This is a genomic window from Pseudoduganella lutea (genome assembly GCF_004209755.1).
GTDB classification, from domain to species: Bacteria; Pseudomonadota; Gammaproteobacteria; order Burkholderiales; family Burkholderiaceae_D; genus Rugamonas; species Rugamonas lutea.
In genome coordinates this window covers 2278176-2293016 of the sequence record NZ_CP035913.1, presented here as the reverse complement: position 1 = coordinate 2293016, position 14841 = coordinate 2278176, and the positions used below count along the sequence as shown (strand labels likewise).

The following is a 14841-nucleotide window of genomic DNA, read 5'->3' as shown; positions in this document are numbered from 1 at the left end:
GGGTCAACCATCAGAATAATATATGCGGGAAATCGCCGTCGATCCGGTAATGACCGCTGGGTCGGATCAACCCTTTGGCCAGTATTCAGCGTTGTTACGGCTTAGCCCGCTTTGAAATCCGCTAACATCTGATGACTACAGCTCTACTTGATTAGATAGGTTCCTCCTTCAAGTATTCCAGCGAGTGCTTTGGTCTGTATGTGTGATATAGGGAGCAATATTGTTGCCAAGTAGAAAAGGGTCGCGAATTCATGTAGTATAGATTCTATAACGATCATGACCATCGACTATTCTTAAAAGGTTTCACATGCGCTCTATTTTTACTCGCTCTATTTCACTTTTTGCCTTATCAAACTTGATTGCCAGCGCGCCTCTTCACGCAAACTGCAAAGAAAAACCAGCGCAACTTGAGCGGAGAGTCTGATGCCCATTTTCGATTTTTTTTACTCTACGAATTTAGATTTTAATTCGATTAGCGGTTTTCATCTCCTTCAAGACCATATTGGGACGCAGTACACTCGCCCATGGGACGATTATGATTATGTGGTTACATTTCAGATCTACCGCGTGGAAAACGGTAAGCTAGATTTCTTTGGTCGTACAAAGATTCTAGTAAACGGTTACAAAGACACGTCCAAGTATTTCCTCGAATCTAGCGAGTTAGTAGGAAACAGCCGTCGCATTACACATTTCTTATCACCAAATAAAGTTGTATCTCTAGCGTCGGAAATAGATTACTATCGCCGAATTGGCTCTAAACTAGGAGCCCGTGCTTCCCAATACCTACGCCAACTATGCGATGGCAGTTATTATTATAATAAAAAACATACATTCACTCAGTGGGCTGGGTTTGGATCGTCACTGTTCCGCAGTAGTATGGCAAAGGCTATACTCAACAAAGGCCATCAAATTGCCTGTGGACGCTATGAGCCTCAGGGAATATTCTCCTTTACGCTCGAAGGGCTCCCGCACTATATTGACCCAGTTCAATTCAATTTCGATAACAAGAGGTCACTTGGCCAGACCAATGTCAACCTCTTAATAGGGCGCAATGGTGTCGGAAAAAGTCATGTGCTACGTCATCTAGTCGATACCTTGACAGGCGGATTAGGTGACGCAGATAACTTGCCCTTCTTCCACAAAGTAATCGTCTCGGCATACTCCCCTTTCGAGTCCTTTAAAACAGAAGTTGAGCTATCTAGAGCGCTTGGAAGGTCAGCTAAATCGTTGGCAGCGGAAGCGTCGGAAGAAAATGGCGTTACCGCCAAAGACATCCACGACCGTCGTAGGTTGCTTGTCAATGAATACGTATATTTGGGATTTCGTGAGCCTGAAGGCGTTTTCTCTCTCAATTGGCCGAAGGAAAGTAGCGCACGTGCATTGCATCGTATATTTCAGTATGACCGCGAGAATGAATGGCTTACGGAAACCAGCCGTTTTAATCTTCTCTTTGATACTTTAAAAAGATCGATTGACTTCGATGCAATCGAGCTTACTGGCATGGACGGGCAGTCAGTTGTTTTCAGTCGAGATGACGCTGCGTTAAGGAATGCCGCAGCGAAGGGTAATGGGTTTATGTACGCGTCCGGCCTTCACTTCCTGAAGGAAGGAAAGCATTTGGCATTAAGTTCTGGTCAAACCATCTATTCTTACATGCTACCAAATCTAGTGGCCGAGGTTGACGATGAGAGTTTGATTATTGTCGACGAACCAGAGCTCTATTTGCATCCCACGATGGAGATAGGTCTGCTTGATATGTTGAAGCAACTTCTTGCTGCAACTAAATCTAACGCGATTATCGCCACACATTCATCGATCTTAGCCCGTGAAGTAGATCAGTCCGGTATTTCCGTTCTTCGAAGAGTTGGCGATCGTACTGAGGTCTCAAAACCGGGTTTTGAGACTTTTGGGCAGACCGTCGAGGTCATCATGGGGCTAGCATTTGACGACTACGATGTTCGGAAACCTTACGAGAATTCCATTGATCAGGCTGTTGAAACCTGTAGTTCTCCCGCAGTCGCTTTAGAAAAGTTTGGATCCAATATTGGAGACGAAGCACTGGCCTACCTGTCCTCAAAGATTGTCAAGGAAGATGACGAAATTGAGATTACGAGGCGGTCCGAATGAAGTACCTTTTCCATATGCGCACCAGCAAGTGCGGGTGGCTAGATCTCGCTATTACTTCTAAAAAAGAAAATGCAGGCCTCCTACAATATGCGAAGTTCGCATTATTAGATTGCTATAAAGAGTTTGACGGGATTGTTGATAAATTCAAAGATCGCCCGCCGGTTTCGCGTGTCAAACTGATTGCGTCTGTACTAAGAGAATTTTACGGAGCGCCTCCAAAAGACTTGCACGAGATAGTGCTTATGCGCCGTCGCAAACATGAACTGGACGAATGCCCGTATTGTGGCTATCCACTAAAGCCGCGGACGCTTGATCATTTTTTACCCAAAGAAGATTGGCCTGAATACGCGATATTTTCCAACAATTTAGTGCCGCAATGTAGCGATTGCGCCCCTATCAAAGGGCAACGCTACTACTGTGACACCGACAAGCAAGCGCTTTTCCTGCATCCAATGTACAGCTCCGCCTTGTCAACGGTGCGTTTTCACGTTGACGTCTCACTGGTTGGGAATAGGGCTATTTTTTGTGCAAAATTTAGTATTTTGGAATATGTAAGCGTTGAGGATGAGCAGCGCATAAGGCTGCACCTTAAATCCCTTCAAGTTAAAAGGCGGATAGAAGAGTATTGCGATGAGCAGTACCAACGGTGGACTCGCATCGTTGGCGCGAGAGGATGCAACGTGCGCGCATCCTTCGAAAGACGTTTAAAGGAAGGAGATTCAGATCCATACGCGACAAATTGGGGAATTGCATTTTATCAAGGTGTACTTAATAATCCTCAAGCGGTAGAAAATCTTCAAAAACATGAACCATACGGCCCCCCTCGTCCGTTGGTGAAGATTCGTGCGCTTTTTATAAGCGACTAGGTACCTATCACTAAAACTTGTTTTATTTGAAGGACCTTCCCGCCAGATATACTTCAGCAAGAAATAATTGAGTATTTGGAGGCAGCGATAGCTGCATTCAGGGATGTGGCACTGGGCTTGCAGCAGTAGCGCTAGACCAGCGACGATGGGTTGGTCAAATGCACGTCTTTGCGCTGGATGGCGAGCACCTTGAGTACTGAGTCGCTTGCGTCAAGGTTTCGATGCCGACGCCCCAGTTGACCAAAATGGTGTAGTTCGGGTGTGAGTCATGCATGTGTACTCCGTCGTTATTCAGTAAGGCTGGCTGGCTTGGCGCGCTTAAGCGTGAGGGTCTTGCGCTTTTCCGGCCCTGCTGACACATCGGCCGACTGTGCTGATGGTGGACTAGTGTCCGCCGGATTGCTTTCCAGCGCAAGCAGCGCGGTTTTCCAGTTGACCCAATCACCTGTCGGGACGTGCTTGGCTTCATTGTCTGTAGCACGCGCCAGCAAACCCTCGGCATGAAGAATCGCTGCAAGAAAGCCGGCGTTGTTGCTGCTCTTGCCGGTGAAGGCGATCTTCAGCGCCTTTGAGGGAAAGGCTGATTTATTGGGGTTGCCGACAAGCTCTTGAATGCGATCGACCGGGACGTATTCGCGGCTGAAGTACCCACCGCTGGAGTTGTCCGATATCGCGACAAATAGGGCTGTACGGCTAGGATCACACTGCAGGGTGTAGCTGATGCTTCCTTCGGCGTATTTGCCGAGCTTGGAAGCAGTGTCACTTTTCAACGTGATGTACTGCAGGGTAGGCGTGGTAGTCGCCGCCGTTGTTTGGATTGACTTCATATTCGTCTCTTTCGTCGGTTGCTCGCGTGTTCCGCAAGCGCAAATGAAAAAGCCCAATGACATTTGATGTCATTAGGCTTGTCGGAAGCGGGATAGAGTGCCGCGAGAAGTGATATCGTCGCTAGCGTCGGTATTCACATTCGAACAACACATCGAGACTGCGGCAAGCAACGTCTGCTTAATCGTCAGCGGCCCGCCGTTGACGGTAATTGGTATCGGACCATCTGTGCGCTGGCGCGGTTTGGTCCGGGTAATTGCAATGTGGGTGAGGCAGTTACTTTCATCATAATTTTTTTTTGCCTTTGCTCTAAATATAAAAAAAGGCCCGAAGTAAATTCTGGCCTTTGAGTGTTGGCTTGATGTCAGCCTCTTCATAATATTTGATTGAATGAGCAATCAATTTCGACGCCGTAGGCAACGAGTTCTGTTTCCGTTGAACGTGCTAGCAATCCTTCATCGCTAGGTCAAGTTCCTGTAAAGGCGGCTGAACAGGTCATCTTCGTTGGAGTTACGACCTGCTGTACAGAGACGTTGATATTGCCGACAAAGCTAAGCGTGGCCTCTTTGGGGCGGCGTGCCGAGGATGGCATTGGGATTGTAGTTCACTCACGTCAGAGTATTAACCAACCAGCCGGAAAAGCTGCGGATCGTTCCGCATCAATAAGCACCAGCGAGCGACTGCCGATAGTTCAGCCGTTGGATTGGTCATTTCGCGTATGCGCGCGCGGACCTCGGTCAACTTAGCCTTGGCGGCCGGGTTATTGCCTGCACCAATACGGGCTTTGGCCATCGCAAAGTCGTTGATCAAGCGGTCCACCTGTTGCCATACCTTGCGGCGAGCCTCTGCCAAAGGCGCGTGCTCATTGAGTTTGAGCCGCTTTACCGTCTCGATGACACGCTCCTGTTCCCAAAGGGAGGAACCGGGCACGGGAATGACCTTGCCTTCCTCGTCGAAAGCGATCAGCGCGACGTCATCGTCATCAATCGGATCAAGAAGGTAGCGCGTTTCGGATTCCTCACAAGGCGCGGCGTAGGTGGAGCACAGTGAGCCATCTTTGAGTGGAAACCAGCCCCCCTTCTTGCGGTTTCCCACATTGCCGCACACGCGGAAATTCGTGTAGTCGAAAGCCAGCCACCAGTAGCCGTCGCGCAGGCTGGCATCCAGTGTCTTGGCTTCTTTCTTGGGGCGAAAGTGTTCCACGTCGTAGTGCGAGTACAGCTCGCGCACTTCTGAGAACCAGCATTTGCCCGCAGACAACGCTAGCAGCCATTCCTTCAAAGCACCCCAGTGAGCGCTGTTGGCATCAATTAGTGCATTGCGTTCATCACGTTTTCCCGCCGCTTCGAGGGCAGACAATTCGGCCACCAGTTGAGAAGACTTCGCCAGCCAGGCATCCCACTGCGTTTGTGTCCAGGGTACCCAATTCGGGATGTCGGTATCGGTAGGGCGCTTGTGCTCCAGGTCGATCCAGATCACTGGCCATCCTCCTCTCGCAAGATTTCGTCGATGATGGAATCGGCAATTGCATCTTGTTCGGCCTGCTCCTCGGGCGTGAGCACGGGTGTGCGGAAGCGGCGGTGTTGCGCCATCTTTCGCACGAACAAGGCGTAATCCGGGTCGCGGAAGTCCGCCGTCGAAAAGCCGAGATCGGACAACTCGGCTGACAGACGGCTCAACTCAACATCCTCCTCTGGAGTGCGCGGTGATTTCACAAAAAGTTCATTTCGGCGGAACAAGCGTCGCTCGGTTTCGATGTCGAGTGTGGACGAGAGGCCAAACAGCTCACTTTTAAGTAGCCCAGTCACGCCCATGCCCTGCGGATGTTCGTCGGGTACATCCACCACTGTTCGGCCACTATCGCGGCGAAGGATGTGTACCTGCTCTCGCTTGAGACTGCCCACCATCATCGGGTCGTGAGTGGTGATAAGGATTTGAGATTGCCCTGCGGATGTATCAAAAGCACTGCTATCAAACGCACCGCTGTCGAGCCCACCGACATAACTATCACCCAATACGCCTTCTATATCGTCGAAGTACCGCAGCTTCCAAATCGGGTTGAGGTGGGTGTCCGGTTCGTCGAGCAGGAACAGGCAATGGTCTTCGCGGGTGATGCGCATCAGGCCCAGCACGGTGAGCATTTGCAGCTCGCCTTCGGAGAGCTGGGTAAAGCTCACCTTGCCGCCATGCTCATCGCGCTTCTTAACGGTGATGCGCACCTCGTCGATCAGGTCGCCAATGTAGGCGCCCTCGGCGTAGCGGAAGAAGCTATCGGTGCCGCCGACCAGTTCGCCCAACTCCCTGAGTTTTTCCTGGCTGGGGACGAACAAGTAAAGCTGCTTCTGTTTTTCGCTACGACCACGGAAGTCGATTTGCTTCGTGGCTTCTTGCTCAATCGGCGCCCAAGTCACCTGCCACAATTTGTCGAGAAACTCGCTCACCACATTGCCACGTGCATACCAGAAACGCGGGTCGCCTTCGTTGAGTTCTTGTTCGTCAAACTTGCCGTTACGACGCTTTTCACGCAGACGGTGCGGTTCTTTTAACACAAACAAAGCCGACTCTAGTGACTCGATGTGCAGGTTTTTTAGTACCTTTTTGAATACCGGGTCGTCGGACAATAAACACGCCAGCAGCACCAACTGGCTATGCCCGCCACGGCAGTAGAACAGTCGGCGCAGCCGGTCGTCGCCCGCTTGCTTCAGCCGCGCATCGCGGCGGCGTTTGGCATCTTCGACGGCACGAATATCCGCCTCGGAGCCGGTAAAGTTTTCCAGCAACTGCTCGGAAAGCACTTCGTCCGTGGTGATTTCTTGGCGCTGGTTGAAACGGCGCTGATGCTCCTGAAACAACACCTCAATGCGTTCGTTGCGACCCGAGTAGTAAGCAAAAATATGTGTTGGCAGTAAGCGGGGGCCGCGACGATGATCAAGCGGTTCTTTGCCTGGCGTGTCGTTTTTGGTCAGGTACTCTTGGCTAACACGGTCACCATCCACCCATACATAAGGACGCTTCTGCTTGGAGGTGTCCGCCTCAATGCGCACAGCGTGTCCGCGAATGCTGTATTCCAGCGTGTAGTCGAATGCCGCCTCGCGGTCCAGATCCACATCGCGGAAAATGATGATCAGCGCCTCGATCAGGTTGGATTTGCCGGTGCCGTTCTGGCCGATTAGCGCATGACTGCGGATGGGCTTGGGCTGTGCATCAGCATGCGCACTCGCCGCGGCTTGCAAGTTTTTCTCGAAAGCGATGTCGAGACCACGCAGATTGCGAAAGGACGGGATACGGATACGAAGCAGTTGCATATCAGGTGCTCACTGTATCGGCCGGCTTTTCTCGCATTTCGGCGGGAGCCGGTTCCAGAATCCAACCGTGGGCTACCTCGGCTTTTAATTGCGCGTAAAAGGCATCGATCTCGCCACCAAATCGCTGCCACAAATCCTTGGCACCTATTTCGCCGTTGTGACGAGCCAGAATAGTGGCCAGCGGCGCCTGTGCTTTGATGTCGGGCGTGGTTCCGAGCCGCAGCGGCGCAATCAATTCGGTTTGTGGGGCTTTCATAGATTCCTCTTCTTGTTCGATGGCGATGCCAGTGAAGGCTGCTACAGTTGCGTCTGCGAGCAATGAAGCCAGGCGCTGCTTTCTCTCCAACTGCTCTCGCCAAACGAATGATTGCTTCATCAGCGCATCAAGCTTGGGCAAAACTGCTTGCTGTTCATCCAGCGGTGGAATCGGCATTGGAAAGCTTCGAAGCTGCTTCATGTTAATCGACGCCAGATTAGTTGTTTGCTTTGAAGCTCCGGCGAAATAATCGCGGCCAACACCAGAATTGAATACAAGCTCAACCCATTCATTGAGCAATGCCGATGACGGCACGCGTGCCTTAAAAACATGGTTTTGGTGGAGACAATCTTCCACGCCACCTTGCCAGATAGCTGTTCGACCAACCTTGTCCCAGTCACCACCCTCGGTGATCAGCAAATCGCCCTCTTTCACGAGGTACTTGCTTAGCTCTTTTTTCTCAATCTGGATCGTCTTGAGAGTATCGAGTTTAAAAAATCCGCGTTGAACATTAGCCACCGCCAGATATGGACAAGTCACGACATCACGCCCACGCAGATCACGGCCTTTAGTCACCCCGCCGATAACGACAGCCACTTTGTCAAATGGCGCAATTACCCAATGCTTGGGGTACACAACTTCAGACTCTGCAACGGAGATGAGCTTCTGTCGTCGCATCAGTCCAGAATCGATGTATTGGTCGCGCAAGTTGTCGCAATCGGCCACGACCTCATCCACCGGCGAAGTCGATGTGGACGGCAACGAAAGCAAACCACGGACAGCCATATTTTTGAGCGCTGCAACAAGCTCATCCACATCCTCCGGCACCCGAAACAGACGACCGAAATTGTCGGTCAGGCGCTCCCAGGTGTTTTGCAGTTCGTGCGGGCTGATGGCACTAGCGACGGCTTGCAAAGCGGATTGGCGCAGGTTGTTTTGCAGTTTGCGCCGCTCTTGTTGTTGCACATCCAGCTTGTCACACAAAGCCATCAGCTCATCGACCTTGGCGACGATGCGGGATTGTTCTTCCTTCGGTGGAATTGGCGTTGGTATTGGCCGCATGCCTCCAAGTGAAATGTTTGCAATATTGGTGGTCTGACTTGCAGTGCCGCGCATTCGCGCCTGCATGTATGGACTGCGCAACACGAGATAGAGGTAATCAGGCTCAAGAACATGAGGACGCACCGCAGCGATAAATCCGCCAAACGTTGCGCGCTCTTTGACCTCTCTCACTAGAGCCACTTTTCCAACGAGCTCATAGCTGTTGGCCATTGAGATCATGGTGTCACCCTTTTGGACCCATTGATCTTCTCTGCCAACGAATTCTTCATCGACAAAAATTAAATCATCCCAATCAACCTCTGCCTGAACATTGCTGGTGCGTAGGCAAGCCACTGCGCCGGATGCTCGACTTGTCTGTTTCTTCGACGAAGGGAAAGTGACGCCTCGAACAATTTCACAGACGTTACCTAATCGTTCAAAGGCCCAGTTTGTCGGGAGCGTAAAGCTTAGCTCAGAGGCTTCAATGTCAGGCTGGGGCGTAGGTCTACGAAGCTTGCCAGCGTGAACCAGCTCTGCCCGAACGCTTGAGATTTCGGCAAGCAGGTTTCGGGCGTCCGTAGCACTATCGGGTGTGGTGAGCAGCTCGCCTCTGATGGCCAACTCAAGAATCAACTTACGGAGTTTGCCAATGCCCCCTGGCGCATTCGCAATATGCCCAAAATCGGCCAAAAACTGTTGCGCATCCATCAGGCATCCTCACCTACAAAGTGATGCGCCAGTGCGGCGGCCAGTTCGCTCTTGAGCTGGTTTTCGGTTTCTTCAATCTCGCCCAGCAGCTTTTTGTACTTCTCCAGCAGCAGATCCGGGTCGTGGGTTTCTTCTTCCGGAGCGTTGGGGTTTTTGAGGTCAAGGTTGAAAATGGGCCAGTACAGGCGATCACCTGCCGCCTGCGCATCCCGCGCTTGCAGTCGCAGCGGTTCGGCCTTGGCGCGCAGTTCGGCAATCTGCGCTTCGATTTTTTCGCGGTAGGCAGCGTCGGTGCTGCCTACCAGGCTGTTTCGCAGGTCGCGGGCCTGCGCTTCCAATGCCGCGGCCTGGTTGTTCAGCTCTTCGGCACGTTGCCTGTGTGGCTTTGCGGCGGCTTCGGCCTGTTCGCGTTTAGTTTTGAAATCCACTTTCCAGGCGAATTCGTTTTCCACGCGGTCGGCAAAGTCGTTGGTCTCGCTGCCCCACCAGTCCTGCTCGGGCTTGAACTCTTCCAGCCGGATGGGTTTGGTTTTGGAATAGCTCTTGTAGCCCGGTGGGTACGGATGTTCGTAAAACCAGATGGTGTCGGTGTGGAAGTGTTCGGTACCGTCATCGACCGTGCTGCCTTTGGTGAAGAAAAGCAGGTTGGTCTTGATGGTGGTGTAAGGCGCAAACACGCCTTTGGGCAGACGGATGATGGTGTGTAGCTTGCAGTCGCGCAGCAGCAATTTTTTCAGCGTGCCTTTGATACCATCGCCAAACAGAAAACCATCAGGCAGCACCACGGCAGCACGGCCGTTATCTTTCAGCAGCTTTTTGATGATGAGCGCCATGAACATGTCGGCGGTTTCGCGCGTACGCAAATCGGCCGGGTAGTCGCTGCCCACGCCATCATCTTCATAACCGCCGAAAGGCGGGTTGGTGATGACGCAATCGACCTTGTCGTTGGCACTCCATTCATTCCAGCCTATGCCCAGTGTGTTGCGGCGCTCGATCTGGCTGGGCACGTCGATGCCATGCAGCAGCATGTTGGCGGTACACAGCAGGTGGGGGAGTTGCTTCTTTTCGATGCCGTGGATCAGCTCTTCGATGGCACGCTTGTCTTCGGCACTGGACTTGGTGGTGAGCTGATTACGGAAGTGGTCAATTGTGGCGGTCAAAAAGCCGCCGGTGCCGCAGGCAGGGTCCATCACGGTTTCGCGTTTATCCAGACGCGGGTTGACGCGGTCGGCCATGAAGGCGGTGATGGCGCGTGGGGTGTAGAACTCGCCAGCATTGCCTGCACCGCGTAGGTCATTGAGCATTTGCTCGTAGACATCGCCCAAACTGGCACGGGTTTTGAAGTCGTGGAAGTTGATGGCTTCTTCCAGCTTTTCGATCACGGCCAGCATCTGCGGACCGGATTTCATATAGTTGTTGGCATCGCGGAATACTTCGCGGATGACCTTGTGCTGGGGACTGCGGTCCGCGTCGATCTGATCCTTGAGCGTGGGGAACAGTTCGTTATTGACGAAGCCGATCAATTCGCTGCCTGCGATCTGCGGCTTTTTCTTGCCGTCGGCATCGGCCTTGTAAGCCGCCCAGTTGCGCCAGCGGAAACGCTCTGGCAAAGGCGATTGGTGGGCGAGGTTATCGTCTTCCCATTCTTCCTCACGCTGATCAAACACTTTAAGAAAGAGCATCCAAGTGAGTTGACCAAGGCGCTGGGCATCGCCGTCGACGCCGTCATCCTTGCGCATGATGTCCTGGATGGATTTGATTGTGCTGCTAAGATTCATCTTGTAGTTCTCGATTTCTGGCTCAAGCCTGTTTCAGTTCATTCTGGTCGTAGAGCGCTTGTTCAAGCTCTTGTACGGCCTGGGTATATTGCTCGACGCTGCCGAAGATACCGCGCCGGATCTGGGTTTTGCTGCCGAACTGGTCAAACGGCGGCAGTTCCAGTACCTTGGCGTCTTCGATGTCTTGCACGCCGTGGTCGGCGAACTTGTCGAGCAGGGCTTCGAGCACGGCACGGGCCTTCTCGCCATATTTGCCAAACACATCCCGCTTCTTCACGTTGTTCGCACGCTCGCGACGGGTGAGCGGTTTTTGGTCGAAGGCAACATGGGCGACCAGATCAAACACATCCAACTCGCTGCCGTTGGCCACGGCCTGTTGCAGGATTTCGATCGGCACACCTTGAGCGGCGAGCTCTTCCAATACGGCCTGCTTGCGTTCAGCACTGTTCCACCGGCGCAGGAAGTCGGTCATGCTGCCGAACTGGGCCTGAAGCGCTTTTTTGATGTCGTCCTTCAAAAGAACGCGGTAATCCTCGGTGATGAGCTTGCCATCGGCATCGAGGTACTGCGAGCGCTCCACCGCCACGCGCACATTGACATCGTCGATCACGTATTTGACGCGGCCTTCACCGCTACCGGCTCCACCCGCATCGCCGCCGGGTAGCGTGTCATCACCACCATTCAGATCTGGGCCATAGGGTGGGGACTCGGATTCGCCGATGCCAAGCGGGTTGGTAATGTCCGGCGGCACAATGGGTTCGTCGGGCGTGGGCTCGTAAATCACCACCGGTTCACCGTCGAAATCTGGGTCTGCGAACAGTCGCGTCGCCCCCTTGAAATCCATGATGGTGAAGTAAAGCTTTTGGTAGTCTTCACGCAAACGGGTGCCACGGCCAATGATCTGTTTAAACTCGGTCATCGAGTTAATGTTCTGGTCCAGTACGATGAGTTTGCAGGTCTTGGCATCCACACCGGTGGTCAGCAGTTTGGAGGTGGTCGCGATGACGGGGTAAGGCTCGTCGTTGTCGATGAAGTAGGAAAGCTGCGTTTTGCCTTCGTTGTCGTCGCCAGTGATGCGCATGACGTAGCGGCGGTTGCTGGCAGCTGCCGGGATGAGCTTAACCAGCTCTTGCCGCATGCGTTCGGCTTGGTCCTGGTCGTCACAAAACACGATGGTTTTGGCCATTGGATCGGTGGCCTTGAGGTATTCCCATACTTTGCTAGCCACGAGTTTAGTGCGTTTTTCTAGCACCAGGGTGCGGTTAAAATCCTTCGTGTTGTATTGGCGCTGTTCCACCGCCTGGCCGAATTTGTCGATCTTGTTTTTTTCGGGGGTGTAACCCACGGCATCGACATCGGTGGCGATTCGGATCACTTTGTAGGGCGCGAGGAAACCGTCTTCGATACCTTGCTTCAGCGAGTAGGTGTAGATTGGGTCGCCAAAGTAGCTGATGTTGCTGACCTCCTTGGTTTCCTTCGGCGTAGCCGTCAGACCTAAATGTGTGGCGCTGCTGAAATACTCGAGCACATCGCGCCAGGCTGAATCATCAGCGGCACTGCCACGGTGGCATTCATCAACAACGACAAGATCGAAGAAATCGGCCGGAAACTGCTTGTAAATTTGCTTCCATTCTTCCTTGCCGGTGACCGCCTGATAAAGGGCAAGATAGATCTCGTAATTTTTCTTGATCTCGCGATTGGAGACCTTGTGCATGACCTCGCCAAAGGGGGCGAAGTCTTGCTGCATGGTTTGATCGACCAGGATATTGCGGTCGGCCAAAAACAAGATGCGTTTTTTCGCTTTGGCTCTCCACATACGCCAGATGATCTGGAATGCGGTGTAGGTTTTTCCGGTGCCGGTGGCCATGACCAACAGCACGCGCTGCTGTCCTTTGGCGATGGCCTCGACGGCACGGTTAATGGCGACGCGCTGGTAATAGCGTGGCTCCTTGCCGCTGCCGTCGGTATAGAACGGTTGCTCAATTAGCTTAACGGCGGCAGGCTCAACAAGACCTTTCCATTGCTGATAAAGCGGCCAAAGATCGTCTAATGATGGAAACTCGCTGAGTGATAGCTCGCGCTCGCTGGGCTGCGTCAGGCCAGTGCGGTCGTGCAGCAGAAAGCCGTCGCCATTACTGCTGATGGCAAAGGGGGCATCTACCATCTCGGCATAGACCAGTGCCTGCTGCATACCGTGGCCGACCGAAAAGCGCGCTTGCTTGGCCTCGACTACCGCAATCGGTACGTTTGATCTGGCGTACAAAACGAAGTCTGCACGCTTAGGGCCACCTTTGGCATCGGGATTTTTAATGCGTGCCGCAAGTTTGCCGCGCACCATGACGCGACCGTCCGTGAGATTTACTTCCTCGCGAAACTGATGCTGCTGCCAGCCCGCCCGCACAATCGCAGGCGTGATGAACTTGGTGCAGATATCACGCTCACTGAGTTGGTGCTTGTCCATTTATCCCCCAGATGTGTGGCGGTCGGTATCTAGCTTGTCGTGCGCATCGTCTTCGTCGGCTCCTCCCGATCGCACCCATTCATCAACCTCGGAGACCTGAAACTTCCATAGCCGACCTATCTTGTGCGCTGGCAAACCCTTGCGCTCCCGCCAGCGATAAACGGTGTCCTTTACGACGCCCAAATGCTTAGCGACATCGATTGCTGTAACCCACGGCTCGGAATTCATAGCATTAGCGCTCTGTTTAAAGCCTCAAAGTCGTTCAAAATCGTTATCAGTCTAACAATGTGAATTATAGTGGACTATTCCGACCATGAGTTGAGTAGTCTAGTGCATGCGGACGATTGGACAATTTGGTCGATCGGGAGCGCCTGCTAACACCTGCTGCATCCGGAAATGGACCGGAGCCGAGGACTTTCAGTCCAGAAAACAAAAACGCCAATCCGTGTGGATTGGCGTTTTGTAAGGAATATTCTTGGTGGCCCGGGGCGGAATCGAACCACCGACACAAGGATTTTCAATCCTCTGCTCTACCAACTGAGCTACCAGGCCAAGGCGCGCAATTATAGCAGCCCTGTTGCGCGTTTGCCTAGCCCCTTTTGAAGGCAATGCTCATCCGTTGACCCGCCGCCCGGCATGGGTGTACTTTGGGCTTTTGCCCGGGAGCCGCGATGCCCCTCAATTATGCCCGCCGCCTGACGGGCCACCAGCGCGAAGCCGGCGGCAACCGGCACCTTGGCATGGTGCTCGCGTTCGTGGCCGGCGCCGCCAATGCGGGCGGTTTCATCGCGGTTCATCAGTACACGTCGCACATGACGGGCATCGTGTCGGCGATGGCCGATGATGTCGCCATTGGCGCCTTCGACGTTGCCGCTGCGGGGCTGGCCGCGCTGGTGGCCTTCGTCGCCGGCGCCGCCTGCTGCGCGCTGATCGTCAACTATGGCCGCCGGCGGGCGCTGCACAGCGTGTACGCGTTGCCGCTGCTGCTCGAGGCGGTGCTGCTGCTGTCGTTCGGCGTGCTGGGCACGTGGCTGGCGTCGGTCCACGTGCTGATCGTGCCCGCCACCATCGCGCTGCTGTGCTTCATGATGGGATTGCAGAACGCCGTGATCACGAAGCTGTCGAACGCCGAGATCCGCACCACGCACATCACCGGTGTCATGACGGATATCGGCATCGAACTGGGCAAGGCGCTGTATCCGAACCGCGATGCCGGGGCTGCGCCCGTGGTTGCCAACAGGCCGCGCCTGCGGCTGCTCGCCATGCTGGCGCTGTGCTTCTTCGTTGGCGGCATCGCGGGCGCGGTTGGCTTCACGCGGCTGGGCTACGTGGCCACGGTGCCGCTGGCCATGGTGCTCGTGGTACTGGCGATCGTGCCCGTGGTGGATGACCTGCGCCGGCCGCACACGCGCTAGGGCCCCCTGGCCAAGGTCCACGCCCTGTGCGCCAGCATGTGCGCCCGACTCGTGGCATT

At 53.7% G+C, this 14841-nt stretch carries 10 protein-coding genes and 1 tRNA gene; 3 read left to right on the top strand and 8 right to left on the bottom strand.

What is annotated here, in order from left to right; genetic code table 11:
• The first annotated feature begins 423 nt into the window (after positions 1-423).
• Together EWM63_RS09655 and EWM63_RS09650 are read left to right on the top strand one after the other, a co-directional pair.
• Positions 424-2127, top strand: a complete 1704-nt coding sequence (locus tag EWM63_RS09655; protein WP_130186324.1) for an AAA family ATPase — start codon at positions 424-426, stop codon at positions 2125-2127.
• A complete protein-coding gene (locus EWM63_RS09650; protein WP_130186323.1) occupies positions 2124-2993 on the top strand; it encodes a hypothetical protein in 870 nt (289 codons plus the stop codon). The genes EWM63_RS09655 and EWM63_RS09650 overlap by 4 nt, the downstream gene beginning before the upstream one ends.
• 287 nt (positions 2994-3280) lie before the next feature.
• On the opposite strand, the gene EWM63_RS09645 is transcribed toward EWM63_RS09650, so the two are convergent.
• The 8 genes from EWM63_RS09645 to EWM63_RS09610 form a co-directional block, all read right to left on the bottom strand.
• Positions 3281-3820 carry a hypothetical protein gene (locus EWM63_RS09645; protein WP_130186322.1) on the bottom strand — a complete coding sequence of 180 codons (540 nt, stop codon included), beginning with the start codon at positions 3818-3820 and terminating at the stop codon, positions 3281-3283.
• Between the two features lie 619 nt (positions 3821-4439).
• Positions 4440-5297, bottom strand: coding sequence for an HNH endonuclease family protein (locus tag EWM63_RS09640; protein WP_130186321.1), 858 nt, complete (start codon positions 5295-5297; stop codon positions 4440-4442).
• Entirely contained in the window at positions 5294-7123 is a 1830-nt protein-coding gene (locus EWM63_RS09635) for an AAA family ATPase (RefSeq protein ID WP_130186320.1), read from the bottom strand. Before EWM63_RS09635 ends, EWM63_RS09640 begins: the two co-directional genes overlap by 4 nt.
• 1 nt (position 7124) lies before the next feature.
• The gene (locus EWM63_RS09630) at positions 7125-9128 is read right to left on the bottom strand and encodes a restriction endonuclease subunit S (RefSeq protein WP_130186319.1); all 2004 of its coding nucleotides are present in this window, start codon (positions 9126-9128) and stop codon (positions 7125-7127) included.
• Positions 9128-10906: an N-6 DNA methylase gene (locus EWM63_RS09625; RefSeq protein WP_130186318.1), complete on the bottom strand. Its 1779-nt coding sequence runs from the start codon at positions 10904-10906 to the stop codon at positions 9128-9130. The genes EWM63_RS09630 and EWM63_RS09625 overlap by 1 nt, the downstream gene beginning before the upstream one ends.
• 22 nt (positions 10907-10928) lie before the next feature.
• The gene (gene hsdR / locus EWM63_RS09620) at positions 10929-13367 is read right to left on the bottom strand and encodes an EcoAI/FtnUII family type I restriction enzme subunit R (RefSeq protein ID WP_130186317.1); all 2439 of its coding nucleotides are present in this window, start codon (positions 13365-13367) and stop codon (positions 10929-10931) included.
• The gene (locus EWM63_RS09615) at positions 13368-13595 is read right to left on the bottom strand and encodes a helix-turn-helix domain-containing protein (protein WP_130186316.1); all 228 of its coding nucleotides are present in this window, start codon (positions 13593-13595) and stop codon (positions 13368-13370) included.
• 248 nt (positions 13596-13843) lie between these two features.
• Positions 13844-13919: transfer RNA gene (locus EWM63_RS09610), tRNA-Phe, on the bottom strand.
• 119 nt (positions 13920-14038) lie between these two features.
• Between EWM63_RS09610 and EWM63_RS09605 the strand changes: the two genes are divergently transcribed.
• Positions 14039-14782 carry a YoaK family protein gene (locus EWM63_RS09605; RefSeq protein WP_130186315.1) on the top strand — a complete coding sequence of 248 codons (744 nt, stop codon included), beginning with the start codon at positions 14039-14041 and terminating at the stop codon, positions 14780-14782.
• Positions 14783-14841 lie beyond the last annotated feature (59 nt).